The organism is Acidovorax sp. Root568, from assembly GCF_001427445.1.
In the GTDB taxonomy this organism is placed as follows: domain Bacteria; phylum Pseudomonadota; class Gammaproteobacteria; order Burkholderiales; family Burkholderiaceae_C; genus Acidovorax; species Acidovorax delafieldii.
Genome location: NZ_LMGP01000016.1, coordinates 78,044 through 97,345, shown reverse-complemented (window position 1 = coordinate 97,345; position 19,302 = coordinate 78,044). Strand labels below are relative to the sequence as shown.

Genomic DNA, 19,302 nt, shown 5'->3' with positions numbered 1-19,302 from the left:
CGCATCGTTCACGCTTTGTGCCTTTGGAGCTTCCTCATGTCCAACCCTTTCTCCTCCGCTCAGCTCTGGGCCCTGGCCGACCAGTTTGGCACCCCGCTGTGGGTGTATGACGCGGCCACCATCCGCCAGCGCATTGCGCAGGTGTCCAATTTCGAGACCATCCGGTTCGCGCAGAAGGCCTGCTCCAACATCCACATCCTGAAGCTCATGCGCGAGCAGGGCGTGAAGGTGGATGCCGTTTCGCGCGGCGAGATCCTGCGTGCGCTGGCGGCCGGCTACACGGCCGGCGGAGAGCCGTCGGAGATCGTCTTTACCGCCGACCTGTTCGACGCCGCCACGCTCGACTGCGTGGTGGAACACGGCGTGCCGGTCAACGCTGGCTCGATCGACATGCTGCACCAGCTGGGCGCGCGTTCGCCGGGCCATGCGGTGTGGCTGCGCATCAACCCCGGCTTTGGCCACGGCCACAGCAACAAGACCAACACGGGTGGCGAGCACAGCAAACACGGCATCTGGCACACCGACCTGCCTGCGGCACTGGATGCGATCAAGCAGCACGGCCTGAAGCTGGTGGGCCTGCACATGCACATCGGCTCGGGCGTGGACTACAGCCACCTGCAGGAAGTGTGCGGTGCCATGGTCAACCTGGTGCGCACGGCGCATGCGGCAGGGCATGACCTGCACGCCATCTCGGCCGGTGGTGGCCTGTCCATCCCCTATCGCAGCGGCGACCCGGTGGTGGACACGCAGCATTACCACGGCCTGTGGGACGCCGCGCGCCAGCAGGCCGAGGCCATCGTGGGCCACAAGCTCGGCCTGGAGATCGAACCCGGCCGCTTCCTGGTGGCCGAATCGGGCGTGCTGCTGGGCCAGGTGCGCGCCACCAAGAACGCGGGCAACAATCATTTTGTGCTGGTCGATACCGGCTTCAACGAACTCATGCGCCCGTCCATGTACGGCAGCTACCACGCGATGAGCGTGCTGCGCCGCGATGGCTCCACCGCAGCCGAGCAGCCCACGGTGGTGGCGGGCCCGCTGTGCGAGTCGGGCGACGTGTTCACCCAGGGCGACGGCGGCGTGGTGCTGCCGCGCGACCTGCCCGCCGCGCAGGTGGGTGACTTGCTGGTGATTCACGACACGGGCGCGTACGGCGCCAGCATGTCCTCCAACTACAACACGCGCCCGTTGATTGCCGAAGTACTGGTGGACGGCGGCCAGGCCCGCCTGATCCGCCGCCGCCAGACCGTGGACGAGCTGCTGGCGCTGGAGTTGGGGCTGTAAGCCAGGCCGCAGCGCTGCTCAGGGGCGCCGCGGGCCGAGCCGGCAAGAGGTGCGGGTAGGTGAGGGCCTACGGGTTTGGGGTGCAAAGCCGGACAAGCACCAGCCGGGGTGAGAAATACAGTGAAACCACCTGAACTTCTCACCTTTCAAGGAGATCCCCATGCCTCTCATTGCCTGGCTACTTGGCGTCCCGCTGTCGGTTGTGCTGCTGCTGATGCTGTTTGGGGTGTTTTGAATCCACCCGCGGAGCGCATGGCATCAGCGTCACCAAACAAAAGGCCCCTGTGGAATTCCGCAGGGGCCTTTTGTTTTGGGCATCACTATTGGGGTCACATCAGCTCGGACGCGGGCCCGCGCCCCATCAGCGTGACGACCGCATCGGCCGGCGTGAGCTGGCCATCCAGCAGCGCCACCACCGCGCGGGTGATGGGCATGTCCACCCCCAGCTGGGCCGCCCGCTGCGCCACGGTGCGGGCGCTGTAAACGCCCTCGGCCACATGGCCCAGCGACTCCACGGCTTGCGGCAAGGTTTTGCCCTCGGCCAGCAACATGCCCACGCGCCGGTTGCGCGACAGGTCGCCCGTGGCGGTCAGCACCAGGTCGCCCAGGCCCGACAGGCCCATGAAGGTGTCGGGCCGCGCGCCGAGCGCCAAGCCCAGCCGCGTCATCTCGGCCAGGCCGCGCGTGATGAGTGCGGCGCGGGCGTTCAATCCCAGCGCCAGTCCATCGCACAGGCCGGTGGCAATGGCCAGCACGTTTTTCACCGCGCCACCCACCTCCACGCCCACGATGTCTTCGTTGGCATACACGCGCACGCTGGGGCTGTGAAAGGCGTTGACCAGCGCATCGCGCACCTGCGCATGGGGGCTGGCTGCCACCAGCGCGGTCGGCTGGCCCAGCGCCACTTCTTGCGCAAAGCTGGGGCCGCTAAACACGCCTGCTATCAGTTCAGGAGCTACCAGGGCTTGTACTTCATGCGCCAGCAGCCCAAAAGATGTGGAATTGCCAGCGGTTGCAGCCTCAAAGCCCTTGCACAGCCAGGCCACAGGGGCAGCGCAGCCATGCAAGGCCTGCAGCATGCCGCGCAAAGCCGCCATGGGCGTGGCCACGATGACGAGGTCGGCCCCGGTCCACAGCGCAGCAAAGTCGCCATGGGCCAGAGTGAGGGAGGGGGGGAGGGTGATGCCGGGCAGGTAACGCGCGTTTTGCCGCTGCGTCTGCATCTGGGCCGCCTGGGCGGCATCGCGCGCCCACAAGGTGACGGCATGGCCTGCGGGGTGCTGGGCGGCACTCATGGCCACCGCTGTCCCCCAGGCTCCAGCGCCCAATACTATGATTTTCATAGCTGTATGCGCTTATTCATCCAGCACTACAGGCATAAATGCCTGTAAATGCTTACTGCGTGATGATGGGCGATGCCTGGCCGGCGGCCTGGGCTTGCTGTTGCTCGTACATGGCCTGGAAGTTGATTTCGGCCAGGTGCACGGGCGGGAAGCCAGCGCGGTTGATCACGTCGGCCACATTGCCGCGCAGGTAGGGGTACACGATCTGGGGGCAGGCGATGCCCATGATGGGGCCCATCTGGTCTTCGGGCACGTTGCGGATTTCGAAGATGCCGGCTTGCTTGGCTTCGACCAGGAACACAGTCTTGTCCTTGATCTTGGTCTGCACGGTGGCGGTCACAGCCACTTCAAAGATGCCTTCGGCCACGGGGGTGGCTTCCACGCCCAGCTGGATGTCCACGCTGGGTTGCTCTTGTTCGAGCAGGATGGCGGGGGAGTTGGGCTGCTCCAGCGACAGGTCCTTGAGGTAGACGCGCTGGATCTGGAACACGGGGTTTTCTTGGTCGGCCATGGTGAAGTCTCTTTGCTCTTACGAAATTGCTAGCAAAACAAAACCCGCCGGGGAGCAGCTCCCGCAGCGGGCACATGGGGCTGCATTATGCAGCGCCCAGAGAGGGGGTCAGGCGCCGAGCAAGGGCATCAGCTCGCCACGGCTGTCCAGCGCCACCAGATCGTCGTGGCCACCCACATGGGTGTCGCCGATGTAGATCTGCGGCACCGTGCGGCGACCGGTGATTTCCATCATGTGGCTGCGCGCGGCGGGGTCGGTGTCGATGCGGATCTCCTCGATCTGCTCCACGCCCTTGGACTTGAGGATCTGCTTGGCCCGGATGCAATAGGGGCAGACGGCGGTGGTGTACATCTTCACGGGTTGCATGGCGAACCTTCCTCTTTCTTCCTGTGGGACTGAAAAACCAGTCGCAAGACTAGCGCTGACCGAATAACTGGGGGCGGATCAGGCTTTTTCCACAGGCAGGCTGGCGTCGCGCCAGGCCTTCATGCCACCGGCGAGTGCCTGGGCGTTGTCGTAGCCCAGTTTTTTGGCAATGGCGACGGCGCGGTTGGCGCGTGCGCCGCTGGCGCACACCAGCACCACGGGCAGGGCCTTGTTCTTGACCACGGCGGGCAGGCGCTCTTCGAGCTGGGACACGGGTACGTTCTTGGCGCCAGTCACGTGGCCGGTGGCGAATTCCTCGGCTTCGCACACGTCGATGACCACCGCTTTTTCGCGGTTGATGAGCTGCACGGCGCGTGCTGGCGTCAGCGAACCGCCACTGGCGTTCTTGAGGACCGGCCACAGCAACATGCTGCCCGAAGCCAGTGCAACGAGGAACAGATACCAGTTATCAATAATGAATTTCACGAAGCTTCCTTGGGTTGGCGAACAGCGTAATTCTAGAATGCTGGGTTTTGGCCCGCATTTTTTTGACCTGCCTTTCCTGGGGAAACCATGTACAAGCTCGTTCTGATCCGCCACGGCGAATCCACCTGGAACCTTGAAAACCGCTTTACCGGCTGGACCGATGTGGACCTCACGCCCACCGGTGTCTCCCAGGCCATGTCGGCCGGCAAGCTGCTCAAGGCCGAGGGCTACGAGTTCGATCTGGCGTTCACCAGCGTGCTCAAGCGCGCCATCCACACCCTCTGGTACACGCTGGACGAAATGGACTGCACCTGGCTGCCGGTGGTCAAGGACTGGCGCCTGAACGAACGCCACTACGGCGCCCTGCAGGGCCTGAACAAGGCCGACATGGCCAAGCAGTATGGCGACGAGCAGGTGCTCGTATGGCGCCGCAGCTATGACACGCCCCCGCCAGCGCTGGAAGCCACCGACCCCCGCAGCGAGCGTGGTGACCGCCGCTACGCTGGGGTGGCTGCCGAGAATGTGCCCCTGACCGAGTGCCTGAAAGACACCGTGGCCCGCGTGCTGCCGTTCTGGAACGAGGCCATGGCGCCCGCCATCCGCTCGGGCAAGCGGGTGGTGGTGGCTGCGCATGGCAACTCCATCCGCGCGCTGGTGAAGTACCTGGACAACATCTCCGAGACCGACATCGTGGGTCTGAACATTCCCAACGGGATTCCACTGGTATACGAGCTCGACGCCGACCTCAAGCCCATCCGTCACTACTATCTGGGAGATGCCGAAGCGGCGGCCAAGGCCGCAGCCGCCGTGGCATCGCAGGGCAAAGCGTAAATCGCAGGTAAAGAGCGGGGAAAACCCCGCTTATCCCCGCCAAAGTGAGCATCCATGCGGAACTGCGGCGGGTTTGGCCCTTCCAAGGTGTATATTGGTTTCGAAGCGGTAAAAGGTGTTGTATGGGCCACAAACTCAAGATTGCAGGATGGGTATCGGTAGGCGTGGTGGCGGGTGCGCTCACCACGGTGTCACTGCAAACGGTGGCGCGTGGCGCCATGACGCCGTTGCCGCTCGAAGAAATCCAGCAGTTGTCCGCCGTGTTCGGCCTGGTCAAGACCGATTACGTCGAGCCGGTCGATGACAAGAAGCTCATCACCGACGCCATCTCGGGCATGGTGTCCAGCCTGGATCCGCACTCGCAGTACTTCGACAAGAAGTCCTTCAAGGAATTCCGCGAGGGCACTTCCGGCCGCTTCGTGGGCGTGGGCATCGAGATCACGCAGGAAGACGGCCTGATCAAGATCGTGTCGCCCATCGAAGGCTCGCCGGCCTTCCGCGCCGGCCTCAAGACCAACGACCTGATCACCAAAATTGACGAAACCGCCGTTAAGGGCCTGGCGCTGAATGACGCCGTCAAGCGCATGCGCGGCGAGCCCAGTACCAAGGTCACCCTCACCATCTTCCGCAAGGACGAGAACCGCACGTTCCCTGTCACCATCACGCGCGAAGAGATCAAGACCCAGTCCGTCAAGGGCAAGGTGATCGAGCCCGGTTACGCCTGGATCCGCCTGTCGCAATTCCAGGAGCGCACGGTGGATGACTTTGTGCGCAAGGTGGAAGAGGTCTACAAGCAGGAGCCCAACCTCAAGGGCTTGGTGCTGGACCTGCGCAACGACCCCGGTGGCCTGCTGGATGCAGCCGTGGCAATTTCTGCGGCTTTCCTGCCCGAGAACGTGACGGTGGTCACCACCAATGGCCAGCTGGCCGACAGCAAGGCCACCTACAAGGCTGCCCCCGACTACTACCAGCGCCGGGGCGGCGGTGATCCGCTCAAACGCCTTCCCGCGTCCCTCAAGGCGGTGCCGCTGGTGGTGCTGGTCAACGAAGGCTCTGCCTCCGCCAGCGAGATCGTGGCTGGCGCGCTGCAGGACCACAAGCGCGCCACCATCATGGGCAGCCAGACCTTTGGCAAGGGCTCGGTGCAGACCGTGCGTCCGCTGGGGCCTGACACGGGCATCAAGCTGACCACCGCCCGCTATTACACGCCGAGTGGCAAGTCGATCCAGGCCAAGGGCATCGTGCCCGACGTGATGATTGACGAGTCGGAAGAGGGCAACATCTTTGCCGCCTTGCGCATGCGCGAGGCAGATCTGGACAAGCACTTGAACAGCGGCCAGGGTGAAGAGAAGAAGGACGAAGCCCGTGAAAAGGCCCGTGAGGAAGCCCGCAAGCGCATGGAAGAAGAAGCCAAGAAGCCTGTGGCTGACCGCAAGGTGCCCGAATTCGGTTCGGACAAAGACTTCCAGCTGGTGCAGGCCCTCAATCAGCTCAAGGGTCGCCCTGTGTTGGTCAGCAAGACGCTGACAGAGCGCAAGGAAGAAAAGAAAGAGAATTGAGCCTTTCGCGCTCTGACCCCGGGCTGGATTTCGCGAGGAATCCAGCCTTTTTCATGTCCGCCTGTTTCACCGTTGATTTTTTGGCCGCTGCAGGCCCGCCTTCCCATGACCGATGACCAGCTCCTGCGCTATTCCCGCCACATCCTGCTCGACGAGGTGGGCATCGAGGGGCAGGAGCGGGTGTTGGAAGCCCATGCTCTCATCATCGGCGCTGGCGGGTTGGGGTCGCCGGCTGCGCTGTACTTGGCGTCCGCCGGTGTGGGCCACATCACACTCGTCGACGACGATGTGGTGGACCTGACCAACCTGCAGCGCCAGATTGCGCACACCACCGCGCGCGTGGGCAGCCCCAAGGTCAAGTCGGCGGCGCAGGCCATGGCCGACATCAACCCCGAGGTGCAGGTCACCGCACTGCAGGCCCGGGTGGATGCGGCGGCTCTCGATAGTCTGGTGCGTGATGCCACAGTGGTACTCGACTGCAGCGACAACTATGCGACCCGCCAGGCGGTCAATGCCGCGTGTGTGCGTCACAACAAGCCCTTGGTGGCGGGGGCTGTGATCCAGTTCGATGGGCAGATCACGGTGGTGGACCCGCGCGATGCGCAGTCGCCTTGTTATGCCTGCATCTTCCCGCCGGATGCGGAGTTTGAAGAAGTCCGCTGCTCCACGATGGGTGTATTTGCTCCGCTGGTGGGTGTGGTGGGTGCGATGCAGGCAGCCGAGGCGCTCAAGCTCATAGCGGGCGTAGGTCAGTCGCTGGCGGGTCGGCTGCTGATGCTCGATGGCCGGGCCATGGAGTGGAGCACCATGCGCGTTCAGCGCCACGCCCATTGCAAGGTGTGTGTTGCGCGGTAGGATTTTTCCTACATGGCCAGCGTGTTGTGGCTGGCAGAATCCGGCGCATGGAAGCCTTAAATTCAAGGCTAGGACAGCGTGACCCGCACTGTCCGTACACATGGACCCGCCCGTGAAACTGCGCACCTACATTGTTGAAGACAACGCGACCATCCGCGAGAACCTGATCGGAACTCTGGAGGAGTTGGCGTCTGTAGAAGCGGTGGGCGTGGCAGAAACCGAAGACGACGGTACGAACTGGTTGTCCTCGCACCCTGAGGAGTGGGACTTGGCCATCGTGGATCTGTTCTTGCGCCAGGGCAGCGGATTGGGTGTGCTGGCTGCCTGCCGCACGCGGCGGCCCGGCCAAAAAATGGTGGTGCTCAGCAATTACGCCACGCCGGATGTGCGCATGCGCTGTGCGCAGCTGGGTGTGGATGCAGTGTTTGACAAATCCAACGAGATCGACGCGTTGGTGGACTACTGCGTACAGCACAGCAGCCCGGCCCACAGGCTGGAGGCCGGTAGCGGCGGCGGTGTGTCTGCCGCATCATCGGGCGCATCCCAGTGACACAACCCGCCGCCGCGTGCGTGGGTGCATGCGGCAGTCGGGGTGCTTCTTTTCCCTTCTTTTTCAACGCAAAAGCAAGACTTGCCTACGCCCGGCAGCGCCGGGCTCTGGCCAGGTTCTGGATGTCAGTCGATCAGGCGATTTTTGAGTGCGTAGTAGGTCAGGTCGCTGTTGGACGAGAGACTCATCTTTTCCATCAGGCGTGTGCGGTACGTGCTCACCGTTTTCACGCTCAGCGACAACGACTTGGCGATATCGCCCGCCGTCTCTCCCTTGGCCAGCTTCAGGAACACCTGGAACTCTCGCTCAGACAGCTGCTCATGCGGTGGCGCATCGTCCTTGCGGTTGAGTTGCTGTGCCAGCAGTTCGGCCACGGCAGGCGTCAGGTAGCGGCGGCCCAGAGCAATGGTGCGAATGGCTTCCACGATCTCCGACGGTTCGCACTCCTTGTTCAGGTAACCACTGGCACCCTGGCGGATCAGGTTGATCGCGTAGTGTTCTTCAGGGTAGCCACTCAGGATCAGGATGCCCATGTCGGGCGCCTTGGCGCGCAGCATGGCCAGCGCGTCCAGCCCGCTTTGGCCAGGCATCGACAGGTCCATCAGCAGCACATCGATTTCCTTGTTGCGCACCAGGTCGATGGCCTCGCGGCCGTTGGCCGCCTCGCCTTCCACCCGCAAGTCGACGTGCTCCGACAAGAACTGCCGCAGGCCGGAACGAACAATCGCGTGGTCATCCACAATGCCAATCTTGATCATTGATGCTTCTTTCGAGGCGGCAGCAAAGGTGCTGCCGGTGTGTATTGAAGTCCAGGCGCTCGGCACGTCGTTGCATGGCTGGCGCACCTGGCAGGTAACGGGTCATTATCCAGAATAAGCGTATGAATCTCCAAGAAAACACCCGGCGTTGGTTACCAAAAGTCCGACAGATGGCCCTGAGCCTGCCCATGGCGCTGTTGGCGGCCATGGTGCTGGTGGGCATCAATGAAACGGGGCACATGCGTTCGCAGGACGCGGTGGAACAACTGGCCCAGGGGCTGACCACGCGGGCCGATGTGAACAAGCTGCTGCAAAGCATGCTGGATGCGGAAACCGGCCAGCGGGGTTATCTGCTCACGGGCAACGAGACCTACCTGGAACCGTATGACAAGGCCGTAGCGACCGTGCAGACCAACCTGGATCGCCTGCGCAACCAGTTCATGGCGTCGCCCGAGGACATGCAGGAGTTCGCGTTGCTGTCGCGGCAGATCTCGCGCAAGCTGGCTGAGATGGAGCTGAGCCTGCGCCTGCGCCGCCAGGGCAACGAAGACGCATGGAAGTTCATTCTGAACACGGATGTGGGCAAGGAGCACATGGAGGCGATCCGCCAGCATGCGCAAGAGCTGATTGCCCGCAGCGACCAGCGCCTGCAACAGGGGCGCGAGCAGATCGAGCAGTCGCTGATGCTGTCGCGCATCGGCATTGCCACGGTCACTGCCATTGGCCTGCTGGCGTTCTACATGTACCTGCGCCAGACGCAGGCGGTTCAGACCGTCAACCTGCGCGAGCAAGAGGTGCTGGAGCGTGAGCGCGACCGCCTGGAAGGGCTGGTGCGCGACCGCACGGCCACGCTGTCCGAATTGGCCAACCACTTGCAGGAGGTGCGCGAAGAAGAACGGGGCCATCTGGCGCGGGAACTGCACGACGAGCTGGGCGCGCTGCTGACGGCTGCCAAGCTGGATGTGGCGCGCCTCAAATCCAAGATCGATGCCACTGCGCCCGACATTGCCGAGCGCCTCAAGCACCTCACCGAAACACTCAACAGCGGCATTGCGCTCAAGCGTCGCATCATCGAAGACCTGCGGCCGTCGTCGCTGTCGAACCTGGGGCTCACCGCCGCACTGGAGATCCTGACACGTGAATACGCCGAGCGCGCAGGCATTGAGGTTGAGACCAGTCTGGAGGCCGTTCAACTGCCCGATGCAGCGCAGCTCACGGTGTATCGCATGGTGCAAGAGGCGCTGACCAACATCGGCAAGTACGCCAAGGCCAGCAAGGTGCTGGTGTCGGTGCACGGCTATCCCACGCATGTGTCGGTGCAGGTGCGCGACGATGGTGTGGGTTTCGACCCGGGCACCGTGCGCCCCACTTCGCACGGCTTGGCTGGCATGCGCCACCGGGTCGAGGCAGCGGGCGGGCGTCTCACGCTCACTTCGCGGCCTGGCAATGGCACCTTGTTGTCGGCCGTGCTGCCGCTGCCGCGCACCTCGTCGGAGCCGCGCCGCAACGCCGCTGCGCACGACGCCTGAGGCATACGCCGCCTTCTTCCTGCGTCTCCCTCATTCCCTGCATTGCGTGGCGTAGCGCATGCAGGCCTCCGTGCGACACCTGCGGGCTGTTGGCACGCCATGCCCGGAGCCAGCGTCCTGCCGTGGCGTACCTGCGCTGCAGCCGCTTGTGCGCGCTACCGTGCGCCCGGTCCGGCCGGTGCGCGCCGTCCTACATGACCCCCACTGCGCCGCCGACATGGGCGCGCGCCGCGCACCGGCATCCAGGGCACAGGGAGATACCTACAGTTGGTCCCAGGCGTTGAGGTTTTGGCGCCACCCGATCTGCCGGCAAGCCGGCCACCCATAAGGAGATGGAAATGTTGCACTACGCAGTTGTTTTTCTGGTGATCGCGCTGATTGCAGCCCTCTTCGGTTTTGGCGGCATTGCTGCCGGTGCCGTGGGCATTGCGAAGATTCTGTTCTTTGTGTTCGTGATCATGGCTGTGGTCACCTTCGTGCTGGGGCTCCTGAAAAAGGGGTGAGTCAGGCCGCAACGCCTGGACTGCTGCCCTTCACCTCCTCCCGCATCCCCTGTACCCCATACCCCAAGGAGTTTCCCCATGAGCCTTCAGACCGCTACCGACAAAGTGACCCACGGTGTTCGCAACCTGGCCGATGACGTGCTGCAAAGCGCGCAGGACGCAGTGCAGACCACCCGGGCTGCCGCCGACCAGTCGCTGGACAAGGCCGAAGAAAGCGTGCGCGCCCTGCGCCGCCAGACCGACCCGGCGATTGATGACCTGGCAGCCCGTGCACAGGACCTGGCCGCTCGCAGCATCGACTACTGCGCCGAGACCAGCGCGCGTGCACGCCGTCAGATCCAGCAGGCAGCCGAAGTCACCGGCAAGTATGTGGCCGAGCAGCCCGGCAAGTCGCTGGTCATCGCCGCCGCATCGGGGGCTTTGCTGGCCACCGTGGCGATGTGGATGTCCCGCCGGCGCAATGCATACTGAGGGCTAGCACACCGGTGTTTGCACGCCGGTGCCTTGCCCGCAGCGCCTGGCTATGCGCCAGCGCTGTCCTTTTTCCCACAGTCCGCCGGTCGCGGAGGGTGCAACAGACCGGTGGACTGAACATGTCCCAGCACCCGCGTTCCCAACCATTCTTGAACAAGGAAAACACCATGAAATACGCACGTGCCCTCGCTTTTGCCGCAGTTGCCGGTATCACCATCGTCACAGCCACCGGTTGCTCGGTGGCCCGCGAACAGCAAACAGTTGGCTCCTATGTGGATGACGCTGGCATCACCACCGCCGTGAAGGCCAAGATGGCCGAAGACAAGAACGTGTCTGCCACCTCCATCAGCGTGGAAACGCTCAATGGCACGGTGCAGCTGTCGGGCTTTGCCAAGTCGCAGGCTGAAAAGAACCAGGCCGAAAACATTGCGCGCAACACCAAGCATGTGCGCGAAGTGCGCAACAGCATCGTTGTGCGGCCCTGACCGGTAGGGCTGACGCCCTGCACCCGGGGCCCCACGCCCCTGGCGCAGTGGCTTTGATCCTGAAGCAGGCTCCGGGCATGTCCCGGGGCCTGCTTTTTTCATGGACCCATCCTGGCGCTGCAAAAGGGGGTCCGTGCGTTGTTCCTCCTCACTGCTCCGGTCCACGGGGTATAAGCTCCACACCATGCGGGTATTCAATTGCGACCATTGCGGTCATCTGGTGTTTTTCGATAGCGTGCAGTGCCTGCATTGCGGCAGTGCGCTGGCCTTCTTGCCCGATGTGCTGACCATGGCTGCCTTGGCCCCTGCACCGCAGGACGGTGCAGACCTGTGGCGCCGCCAAGGGGGGCAGGGCAGTGCCCACTACAGCGGGCGCTTGTACCGCATGTGCCGCAACCACACGGACCACCAAGCCTGCAACTTCGCGATACCCGCCAACGACTTTGCGGAGCTGTGTGTGTCGTGCCGCCAGACCCGGGTGATGCCCGACCTGTCCGAGCCCGCCAACATGGGGCGCTGGATGCAGATCGAAGCGGCCAAGCGGCGGCTGTTCTACAGCCTGGCCCGCCTGGGCCTGGAGCCGGCGCCCGGGCGTACCGGTCCGGTGTTCGAGTTTTTGGCCGAGGTGCCGGGCGGACCGCCTGTGCTGACGGGCCACCACAGTGGGACCATCACGCTCAACGTGGCCGAGGCGGACGACGACGAACGCGCGCGCCGCCGCATCGCGCTGGGTGAGCCCTACCGCACTCTGATCGGTCACCTGCGCCATGAGTCCGGCCACTTCTATTGGGACCAGCTGGTGCGCGACGGCGGGCGGCTGGACGACTTCAGACAGATGTTTGGTGACGAGCGCCAGGACTACGCAGCGGCGCTGGAGGCGCACTACGCCAAGGGCAACGAAGGCAGTGACTGGGCCAACCACCATGTGAGTGCCTATGCCGCCGCCCACCCCTGGGAAGACTGGGCTGAAACCTGGGCCCATTACCTGCACATGATCGACCTGCTGGAAACCTCGGCCAGCTATGCCACCGAGGTCACCATTCCCGGTATCTATGGCGCGCAGCGCAGCAGCGCCATCGATCCCTTTGCCAGCCCGGCGCCCGACTTTCAGTCCATGGTGCAACACCTGGTGCCGCTGACGCTGCTGCTCAACAGCCTTACGCGCAGCCTGGGTCAACCTGATGCCTACCCGTTCGCGCTGGCGGGTGAGGTGCTGGCCAAGCTGCGCTTTGTGCACGACATGGTGCGTGCAGCGGCCGCGCGTCCTGCCCCGGTGGCCACCATGGCACCCATGCCGCCACCCTCGCCGGCTGCGAATTAAGGTATCAAAAAGAATAGCAAAATAGCCAATAAAGACCGGCGCTAGAGAGCGATTCGGCCGAAATATTGCCGGTGGCTGTCGGCCGGGCATGAAAACGGCCTGGAACTTGCTTGAGGGCTTGCAGGAGATTGGCTCTCATGCAGAAGTTCGACGAGATGGTTACCCGGCTGCCCCTGGCCGGCCTGGGCGGTGCGGCAGGCTGGGCGGGCAGTGATGTACGGCCCCACTATGCGCGGTTTGCCCAGTGGCTGGCGCGCCAGAGTGCCGAATCCATGCAGGCGCGGCGCGCCGAGGCCGAGGTCATCTTCCGGCGCGTGGGCATCACCTTCGCCGTCTACGGCGCCAAGGACGAGGACGGCGCGGGCACCGAGCGGCTCATCCCCTTCGACCTGATCCCCCGCATCATTCCGCAGCAGGAATGGGCGCACATGCAGCGGGGCCTGGTGCAGCGGGTCACGGCGCTCAATCGCTTCATCCACGACGTGTACCACGGCCAGGACATCCTGCGCGCAGGCATCGTGCCTGCCGAGCAGATCCTGCGTAACGCCCAGTTCCGGCCGGAGATGGTCGGCGTTCATGTGCCGCTCGATATCTACTCCCACATCAGCGGCATCGACATCGTGCGGGCACCGGATGTGGCAGGCGAGGGCGTGTACTACGTGCTGGAAGACAACTTGCGCGTGCCAAGCGGCGTGAGCTACATGCTCGAAGACCGCAAGATGATGATGCGGCTGTTCCCCGAACTGTTCGCTCAGCACCAGGTGGCACCGGTGGCGCATTACCCGGACTTGCTGCTGGACACCCTGCGCGCCAGCGCCCCGGCCGGCGCGGCCGACCCGACCGTGGTGGTGCTGACCCCCGGCATGTACAACAGCGCCTATTTCGAGCACGCCTTCCTCGCGCAGCAGATGGGCGTGGAGCTGGTCGAGGGGCAGGACCTCGTGGTCAAGGACCAGTTTGTGTACATGCGCACCACGCGCGGGCTGCAGCGGGTGGACGTGATTTACCGCCGGGTGGATGACGACTTCCTCGATCCCGATGTCTTCCGCCCCACCTCCACCCTGGGTTGTGCGGGGCTCATGTCCGCCTACCGGGCCGGCAATGTCGCCATCTGCAACGCCGTGGGCACAGGCGTGGCGGACGACAAGTCGATCTACCCCTATGTGCCGGACATGATCCGCTTCTACCTCGGTGAGGAGCCCATCCTGCAGAACGTGCCCACCTGGATGTGCCGCAAGCCGGACGACCTGCGGTACGTGCTGGACCACCTGCATGAACTGGTGGTGAAGGAGGTGCATGGCGCGGGTGGCTACGGCATGCTGATTGGCCCTGCGGCCACCCGGGCCGAGATCGAGGCCTTCCGCGCCGCAGTCATCGCCAAGCCCGACGGCTACATCGCCCAGCCCACGCTGAGCCTCTCCAGCTGCCCCACTTATGTGGACAGCGGCATTGCGCCCCGCCACATCGACCTGCGGCCCTTTGTGCTCAGCGGCCAGAAGGTGCAGATGGTGGCGGGCGGCCTCACGCGCGTGGCGCTCAAGGAGGGATCGCTGGTGGTCAATTCGTCGCAGGGCGGGGGCACCAAGGACACCTGGGTGCTGGGCGATCAGCCCGCTGCAGCACACATACCGTCATCACCAATGCAAACACAACGCCAAGGGAGGGAATGACCATGCTGAGCCGTACCGCCGATCATTTGTTCTGGATGGCCCGTTACACCGAACGGGCAGAAAAGCCCTGCGCAGCGGGGCTTTCGAAAAAATACCGCGAGCGTGTGCAACATGCTCGGGGTTCTCTGCCCTCGTCCAAGAAGGAGATCACATGCTGAGCCGCACCGCCGATCATTTGTTCTGGATGGCCCGGTACACCGAAAGGGCAGAGAACACCGCACGCATGCTCGACGTCAACTACCAGAGTGCGTTGCTACCCCAATCGACCGAGGCGGCCACCCTGGGCTGGCAGGGCTTGCTGTCCATCAGTGAGCTGCTGCCTGCCTATATCGCCCAGCATGGCGAGGTGACGCCCGCCAAGGTGCTCGACTTCATGGTCAAGGACCCGTCCAACCCGTCGTCCATCGTGGCCTGCCTGCAGGCTGCGCGCGAGAACGCGCGGGCCGTGCGCGGTGCGCTCAACACCGAGGCCTGGGAGATCCAGAACCAGACCTGGCTCGAAGTGAACCGCCTGATCGCCAGCGGTGCACTGGAGCAGGACCCGGCGCGATTCTTCGAATGGGTGAAGTTCCGCTCGCACCTCTCGCGGGGTGTGACGGTGGGCACTATGCTGCAGGACGAGGCGCTGCATTTCATGCGCCTGGGCACCTTTCTGGAGCGGGCCGACAACACGGCGCGGCTGCTGGATGTGAAGTTTCACGCGGTGCAGAGCGACTTCATGGGCGCGGCCACGGCGCAGGACCAAGACTACGACTTCTACCACTGGAGCGCCATCTTGCTCAGCGTGTCGGGCTTCGAGACCTACCGCAAGGTGTACCGCGACGTGATCACACCCGAACGTGTGGCCGAGCTGCTGATCCTGCGGGCTGACATGCCCCGCTCACTGCACGCTTGCATGAAAGAGGTGCTGGGCAACCTCGACATGCTGGGCAGCGGCCAGTCGGCCGAGACCCAGCGGCACGCGGGGCGGCTGCTGGCACACCTCAAGTTCGCACGCATCGATGAAATCCTGACCCATGGATTGCATGCCTACCTCACCCAGTTCCTGGAGCGGGTGAACGACCTGGGTGCGCGGATCAGCCGGGACTTCCTGGTGCCTGCGGCGGTGTGAGGGGTGTATCTGGCGCGTCTGGCGCAGCGGCCATAGCGGCCATAGCGGCCGTAGCGGCCGTAGCGGCCGTAGCGGCGGGCACCGGCTCCACCGTCACCCCCACCTGCAGCACATGGTGGTCGCCGCCGTGGATCACGCCGCGCAGCGGCGACACATCCGAAAAATCGCGGCCAATGGCCAGGGTCACATAGTCCTCGCCCGCCGCGCGGTCGTTGGTGGGGTCCAGGTCAAACCAGGTGTTGTTGTCTGATGCGCCCTCACTTTCGTCGGCTGCCGGTGACCACACCGACAACCAGGCGTGCGAGGCATCGGCCCCCACCAGCCGGGGTTGCCCGGGCGGGGGCTCGGTCAGCAGGTAGCCGCTCACATACCGCGCCGCCAGGCCCAGGCTGCGCAGGCAGCCGATCATCACGTGGGCAAAGTCCTGGCACACGCCCCGGCGCAGCCGCAGCGATTCGAGCGCGGGCGTGCCCGCGTCGGTGGCGTTGGATGTGTAGACAAAGTCGGCATGGATGCGCGACATCAGGTGGCGGGCGGCCTGCATCAGCGGGCGGCCGGGTGCAAAGCTCTCGGCGGCATAGGCCACGAAGTCGGCATGCCGGGGAATGTAGGGCGAGGCAAAGCTGAACTCGGTGGCCGCGTGGTAGGGCTGGCCGCGCCGATAACCCAGTCGCTCGCGCACGGCCTCCCAGGGCTCGCCGGGCGGTGCGGCGGTCACGGGCAGGGTCTCCAGCAGGCTTTCGGCGCGCACCCGCAGTTGCTCGTGGGTGAACGGCAGGCTGAAGAACGCGCGTGTGTTGCCAAATACGTCCTGCACCATGTTGCACTGTGTTGGGGCGGGGTCCACCTGCAGGCTGTGGGTCAGCACGCGCTGCACCACACCGGTGCGCGGGCGCAGATGGGCCATGTGCTGGGCGTTTTGCACCGCCGGGCTGTAGTGGTACACCGTTTCGTGGATGACGCGCAGCTTCATGGTCAAGCTCCTACGCTGTGCCGAAGTGCATCCGCCGAATGCGTGAAGTAGCGCGTGGCCAGCACATCCGACAAGCCCATCACGCCCCGCACACACCGGCCCAGATAATCCTCCAGCGCTGCATGGCGCCCCTCGGCATCCTGTGCGCACAGGGCCACCAGCGACAGGTCGGACGCCTCAGGGATGCCCGTGGCGGCGGATTCGCCGGGCGTGCCCGCGGCCGCTTCGATCTTGGCAATGCGCCCGCGCAGCGTCTGCGCCACCCAGGCCAGCGAGCGGGGGTTGTCGCGGTCGATCACCAGCAGGTCCAGCAGGGCGGGCATGTCGCGCCGCTGCTGGTACTGCGCGTGGAAGGTGATCGTGCTGTCAAACAGCGCCACCATGGCCTCAAAGCCGCCTTCATCGTGCACGGCGCCGGTCTGCAGGCCGCTTTCCAGCGCCGATGCCAGAAAGCCCAGGCGCTCCAGATGGCGCCCGATGGACAGCAGGCGCCAGCCGTCGTCGCGGGTCATGCGGTCGGTCTGCTGGCCCGTCATGGCGGCGGTGTGGCCGCTCAGCCCTTCCAGCTGGCGCAGCGCGTCCAGCGGCGAATAGTCGCCGTCGTCTTCGGCTCCTGTGCGGGGCGCAAAAAACTCCGCCTCGGCGCGCACGATGAGGTTCCAGTGTTCCTGCGACAAACGGTCGCGCACGGCCGAGGCTGCACCCAGAATGCCGCGCAGGTTGTAGCCCACGCTGGTCACCTGCGCGGGCTGCGTCAGCCCGGCGATCAGCGAGCGCTCGAACACGCGCCGTGCCTGCCCGGCCGCAGGCACGGTCGGCAGCACCAGCCCCTGGCTCACGCCCATGGCGCTCAGCCAGGTCAGCAGCGGCTGCGAGGTCTGGTCCTCGCCATTGAGGCATTGCAGCGTGATGCGCGCCAGGCGCGTGACGTTCTCAGTGCGTTCGGTGTAGCGGCCCAGCCAGAACAGGTTTTCTGCCGCGCGGCTGGTCACCTGGCGGCTGCGGTGCACCACGGCGGGCGCGGCCTGGTTGTGGGCCAGCAGCGTGGTGGTGTCCACGGGGCCATCGGTCTGCACCCATACATCGGCGCTGCTGCCGCCGCGCTGCATCGACGTGATGCCGCTGTCGCCCTGGGCCAGGCGGGCCAGCCCGCCCGGCAGCACGCGCCACGAGCCGGGGCCGTCGCACACCGCAAACACGCGCAGCATCACCGAGCGGGGGGCGATGGGGCCACTGTCCTGGCCCGCACCCTCAGCGGCGTCACTGCGCCAGGTGGGCATTTGCGACAGCGGCAGGTGGGCCTGCACGGTGTATTCGTCGCCCTGGGCCTCGATACGAGCGGACCACTGCGCCAGGTCTTGTGCCGACAGCGCACCGCCCAGCACGGGCACGCGCTGCGCCATGGGCCAGGTGGGGCGGATCACGCTGTGCGCGAGCTGCGGCAGCACCGCCTGCATGGCCGAGCGCTCGCCACACCACCAGGTGGGCAGTGACGGCAGGGCCAGCTCTTCGCCCAGCAGGTGGCGCGACAGCGCGGGCATGAAGCCCAGCAGCGCCGACGATTCGAGAAACGCCGAGCCCGGCGCATTGGCCACCAGCACGTTGCCCGCGCGGATGGCCTGCAGCAGGCCGGGCACGCCCAGGCGCGAGTCGCTGCGCAGCTCCAGCGGGTCCAGAAACTCGTCGTCCAGGCGCTTCAAGATGCCGTGCACCGGCTGCAGGCCATGCAGCGTCTTGAGGTACAGGCGCGCGTCGCGCACCGTGAGGTCGTTGCCCTCCACCAGCGTCAGACCCAGGTAGCGCGCCAGGTACGCGTGCTCAAAATAGGTCTCGTTGTACGGGCCGGGCGTGAGCAGCACGATGCGCGCATCCGCCCCCGCCGGGCTCATCTGCCGCAGCCCGTCGAGCAGTGCGCGGTAGGTGGCTGCCAGGCGCTGCACATGCATCTGGCGGAACGCCTCGGGGAACAGGCGCGAGATGAGCAGCCGATTCTCCAGCAAATATCCCAGGCCTGAGGGCGCCTGCGTGCGCTGCGTCACCACCCACCAGTCGCCCTGCGCATCGCGCGCCATGTCGAACGCCGCGATGTGCAAATGGGTGCCGCCCACGGGCTGCACGCCATGCATGGCGCGCAGGTAGCCCGGGTGCCCCTGCACCAGCGCGCTGGGCAGCAGGCCTTTGCGCAGCAGCTCCTGCGGGCCATACACGTCGGCCATCACGCGGTTGAGCAGGCGCGCGCGTTGCAGCACGCCGCGCTCGATGTGTGCCCAGTCGCCCTGCGAAAGGATCAGCGGGAACAGGTCCACCGACCAGGGCCGCTGCGGGCCGTCGGCGTCGGCATAGACGTTGTAGGTGATGCCGTTGTCGCGCACCTGGCGCTGCAGGCTCTGCATGCGCCGGTCCAGGTCCTGGAAGCCTTCAGGACCCAATTGATCAAAGAATTGGGCCCAGGCGCTAGTGATATCTGGCTTGTTTGCTATTGATTTGGGAGTGGATGATGCAGTGGCAGCGCCGGGGGCGTCCGCCACGCTGGCACCCCGCAACTCGTCAAAATGCCCGGCCGCCGCAGCAGGCGCCAGTGCAGCCGCCAACTGGGCTGCGCTGTCAGAAGGGTCGGGGGTGGGGAGGCTGTCGTTGAGGTGGTTCACTGCGCTCGATTTTCGGGCATTTGGTCGACAACACTCTGCGGGTAACCC

At 65.0% G+C, this 19,302-nt stretch carries 21 protein-coding genes; 14 read left to right on the top strand and 7 right to left on the bottom strand.

Annotated elements, in window-relative coordinates; genetic code table 11:
* The first annotated feature begins 36 nt into the window (after positions 1–36).
* A complete protein-coding gene (gene lysA / locus ASD75_RS15030) occupies positions 37–1,281 on the top strand; it encodes a diaminopimelate decarboxylase (protein WP_056746797.1) in 1,245 nt (414 codons plus the stop codon).
* 329 nt (positions 1,282–1,610) lie between these two features.
* On the opposite strand, the gene ASD75_RS15025 is transcribed toward lysA, so the two are convergent.
* The 4 genes from ASD75_RS15025 to ASD75_RS15010 form a co-directional block, all read right to left on the bottom strand.
* Positions 1,611–2,624 (bottom strand): NAD(P)H-dependent glycerol-3-phosphate dehydrogenase, encoded by a 1,014-nt coding sequence (locus ASD75_RS15025; protein WP_056746796.1) that lies wholly within the window; start codon positions 2,622–2,624, stop codon positions 1,611–1,613.
* Positions 2,625–2,676: 52 nt separating this feature from the next.
* Entirely contained in the window at positions 2,677–3,135 is a 459-nt protein-coding gene (gene secB / locus ASD75_RS15020; protein ID WP_056746795.1) for a protein-export chaperone SecB, read from the bottom strand.
* A 108-nt stretch (positions 3,136–3,243) separates the two neighbouring features.
* On the bottom strand, positions 3,244–3,501 hold the full coding sequence (gene grxC, locus ASD75_RS15015) for a glutaredoxin 3 (RefSeq protein WP_015015481.1): 258 nt from the start codon (positions 3,499–3,501) through the stop codon (positions 3,244–3,246).
* 78 nt (positions 3,502–3,579) lie between these two features.
* Entirely contained in the window at positions 3,580–3,987 is a 408-nt protein-coding gene (locus ASD75_RS15010) for a rhodanese-like domain-containing protein (RefSeq protein WP_056746794.1), read from the bottom strand.
* An 87-nt stretch (positions 3,988–4,074) separates the two neighbouring features.
* On the opposite strand from ASD75_RS15010, the gene gpmA reads away from it, so the two are divergent.
* The 4 genes from gpmA (at position 4,075) to ASD75_RS14990 (ending at position 7,782) form a co-directional block, all read left to right on the top strand.
* Entirely contained in the window at positions 4,075–4,818 is a 744-nt protein-coding gene (gpmA, locus tag ASD75_RS15005) for a 2,3-diphosphoglycerate-dependent phosphoglycerate mutase (protein ID WP_015015479.1), read from the top strand.
* Between the two features lie 122 nt (positions 4,819–4,940).
* Positions 4,941–6,377, top strand: coding sequence for a S41 family peptidase (locus tag ASD75_RS15000; protein WP_056746793.1), 1,437 nt, complete (start codon positions 4,941–4,943; stop codon positions 6,375–6,377).
* Positions 6,378–6,482: 105 nt separating this feature from the next.
* Positions 6,483–7,232, top strand: a complete 750-nt coding sequence (locus ASD75_RS14995; RefSeq protein WP_056746977.1) for a HesA/MoeB/ThiF family protein — start codon at positions 6,483–6,485, stop codon at positions 7,230–7,232.
* 112 nt (positions 7,233–7,344) lie between these two features.
* Positions 7,345–7,782, top strand: coding sequence for a response regulator (locus ASD75_RS14990; protein WP_056746976.1), 438 nt, complete (start codon positions 7,345–7,347; stop codon positions 7,780–7,782).
* Between the two features lie 125 nt (positions 7,783–7,907).
* Here the strand turns inward: ASD75_RS14990 and ASD75_RS14985 are convergent, their stop codons facing one another.
* Positions 7,908–8,540, bottom strand: coding sequence for a response regulator transcription factor (locus ASD75_RS14985; RefSeq protein ID WP_056065924.1), 633 nt, complete (start codon positions 8,538–8,540; stop codon positions 7,908–7,910).
* Between ASD75_RS14985 and ASD75_RS24195 the strand changes: the two genes are divergently transcribed.
* The 9 genes from ASD75_RS24195 (at position 8,533) to ASD75_RS14955 (ending at position 15,633) form a co-directional block, all read left to right on the top strand.
* The gene (locus ASD75_RS24195) at positions 8,533–8,658 is read left to right on the top strand and encodes a hypothetical protein (protein WP_255356278.1); all 126 of its coding nucleotides are present in this window, start codon (positions 8,533–8,535) and stop codon (positions 8,656–8,658) included. The two genes, ASD75_RS14985 and ASD75_RS24195, sit on opposite strands and share 8 nt — an antisense overlap.
* 4 nt (positions 8,659–8,662) lie before the next feature.
* Positions 8,663–10,069 (top strand): CHASE3 domain-containing protein, encoded by a 1,407-nt coding sequence (locus ASD75_RS14980; protein WP_056746792.1) that lies wholly within the window; start codon positions 8,663–8,665, stop codon positions 10,067–10,069.
* Between the two features lie 338 nt (positions 10,070–10,407).
* Positions 10,408–10,572 (top strand): DUF1328 domain-containing protein, encoded by a 165-nt coding sequence (locus tag ASD75_RS23410; protein WP_010463174.1) that lies wholly within the window; start codon positions 10,408–10,410, stop codon positions 10,570–10,572.
* A 78-nt stretch (positions 10,573–10,650) separates the two neighbouring features.
* The gene (locus ASD75_RS14975; protein ID WP_056065917.1) at positions 10,651–11,043 is read left to right on the top strand and encodes a hypothetical protein; all 393 of its coding nucleotides are present in this window, start codon (positions 10,651–10,653) and stop codon (positions 11,041–11,043) included.
* A gap of 170 nt (positions 11,044–11,213) precedes the next feature.
* Positions 11,214–11,531, top strand: coding sequence for a BON domain-containing protein (locus ASD75_RS14970; RefSeq protein WP_056066545.1), 318 nt, complete (start codon positions 11,214–11,216; stop codon positions 11,529–11,531).
* A 184-nt stretch (positions 11,532–11,715) separates the two neighbouring features.
* A complete protein-coding gene (locus ASD75_RS14965) occupies positions 11,716–12,852 on the top strand; it encodes a putative zinc-binding metallopeptidase (RefSeq protein ID WP_056746791.1) in 1,137 nt (378 codons plus the stop codon).
* Between the two features lie 137 nt (positions 12,853–12,989).
* The gene (locus ASD75_RS14960) at positions 12,990–14,522 is read left to right on the top strand and encodes a circularly permuted type 2 ATP-grasp protein (protein ID WP_056746790.1); all 1,533 of its coding nucleotides are present in this window, start codon (positions 12,990–12,992) and stop codon (positions 14,520–14,522) included.
* 2 nt (positions 14,523–14,524) lie between these two features.
* Positions 14,525–14,680 (top strand): alpha-E domain-containing protein, encoded by a 156-nt coding sequence (locus tag ASD75_RS23405; protein ID WP_082565049.1) that lies wholly within the window; start codon positions 14,525–14,527, stop codon positions 14,678–14,680.
* Positions 14,674–15,633, top strand: coding sequence for an alpha-E domain-containing protein (locus ASD75_RS14955; RefSeq protein ID WP_056746789.1), 960 nt, complete (start codon positions 14,674–14,676; stop codon positions 15,631–15,633). Before ASD75_RS23405 ends, ASD75_RS14955 begins: the two co-directional genes overlap by 7 nt.
* On the opposite strand, the gene ASD75_RS14950 is transcribed toward ASD75_RS14955, so the two are convergent.
* On the bottom strand, positions 15,599–16,606 hold the full coding sequence (locus ASD75_RS14950) for a transglutaminase family protein (RefSeq protein ID WP_056746788.1): 1,008 nt from the start codon (positions 16,604–16,606) through the stop codon (positions 15,599–15,601). The two genes, ASD75_RS14955 and ASD75_RS14950, sit on opposite strands and share 35 nt — an antisense overlap.
* A 2-nt stretch (positions 16,607–16,608) precedes the next feature.
* Positions 16,609–19,254: a circularly permuted type 2 ATP-grasp protein gene (locus tag ASD75_RS14945; protein WP_056746787.1), complete on the bottom strand. Its 2,646-nt coding sequence runs from the start codon at positions 19,252–19,254 to the stop codon at positions 16,609–16,611.
* Positions 19,255–19,302 lie beyond the last annotated feature (48 nt).

Coding starts and splice junctions, on each gene's coding strand:
- secB (WP_056746795.1), bottom strand. CDS start 3,135: ATGGCCGACCAAGAAAACCCCGTGTTCCAGATCCAGCGCGTCTACCTC.
- ASD75_RS23410 (WP_010463174.1), top strand. CDS start 10,408: ATGTTGCACTACGCAGTTGTTTTTCTGGTGATCGCGCTGATTGCAGCC.
- ASD75_RS14975 (WP_056065917.1), top strand. CDS start 10,651: ATGAGCCTTCAGACCGCTACCGACAAAGTGACCCACGGTGTTCGCAAC.
- grxC (WP_015015481.1), bottom strand. CDS start 3,501: ATGCAACCCGTGAAGATGTACACCACCGCCGTCTGCCCCTATTGCATC.
- ASD75_RS14955 (WP_056746789.1), top strand. CDS start 14,674: ATGCTGAGCCGCACCGCCGATCATTTGTTCTGGATGGCCCGGTACACC.
- ASD75_RS15025 (WP_056746796.1), bottom strand. CDS start 2,624: ATGAAAATCATAGTATTGGGCGCTGGAGCCTGGGGGACAGCGGTGGCC.
- ASD75_RS14985 (WP_056065924.1), bottom strand. CDS start 8,540: ATGATCAAGATTGGCATTGTGGATGACCACGCGATTGTTCGTTCCGGC.
- ASD75_RS14950 (WP_056746788.1), bottom strand. CDS start 16,606: ATGAAGCTGCGCGTCATCCACGAAACGGTGTACCACTACAGCCCGGCG.
- gpmA (WP_015015479.1), top strand. CDS start 4,075: ATGTACAAGCTCGTTCTGATCCGCCACGGCGAATCCACCTGGAACCTT.
- ASD75_RS14960 (WP_056746790.1), top strand. CDS start 12,990: ATGCAGAAGTTCGACGAGATGGTTACCCGGCTGCCCCTGGCCGGCCTG.
- ASD75_RS23405 (WP_082565049.1), top strand. CDS start 14,525: ATGCTGAGCCGTACCGCCGATCATTTGTTCTGGATGGCCCGTTACACC.
- lysA (WP_056746797.1), top strand. CDS start 37: ATGTCCAACCCTTTCTCCTCCGCTCAGCTCTGGGCCCTGGCCGACCAG.
- ASD75_RS14970 (WP_056066545.1), top strand. CDS start 11,214: ATGAAATACGCACGTGCCCTCGCTTTTGCCGCAGTTGCCGGTATCACC.
- ASD75_RS14995 (WP_056746977.1), top strand. CDS start 6,483: ATGACCGATGACCAGCTCCTGCGCTATTCCCGCCACATCCTGCTCGAC.
- ASD75_RS14965 (WP_056746791.1), top strand. CDS start 11,716: ATGCGGGTATTCAATTGCGACCATTGCGGTCATCTGGTGTTTTTCGAT.
- ASD75_RS14980 (WP_056746792.1), top strand. CDS start 8,663: ATGAATCTCCAAGAAAACACCCGGCGTTGGTTACCAAAAGTCCGACAG.
- ASD75_RS15000 (WP_056746793.1), top strand. CDS start 4,941: ATGGGCCACAAACTCAAGATTGCAGGATGGGTATCGGTAGGCGTGGTG.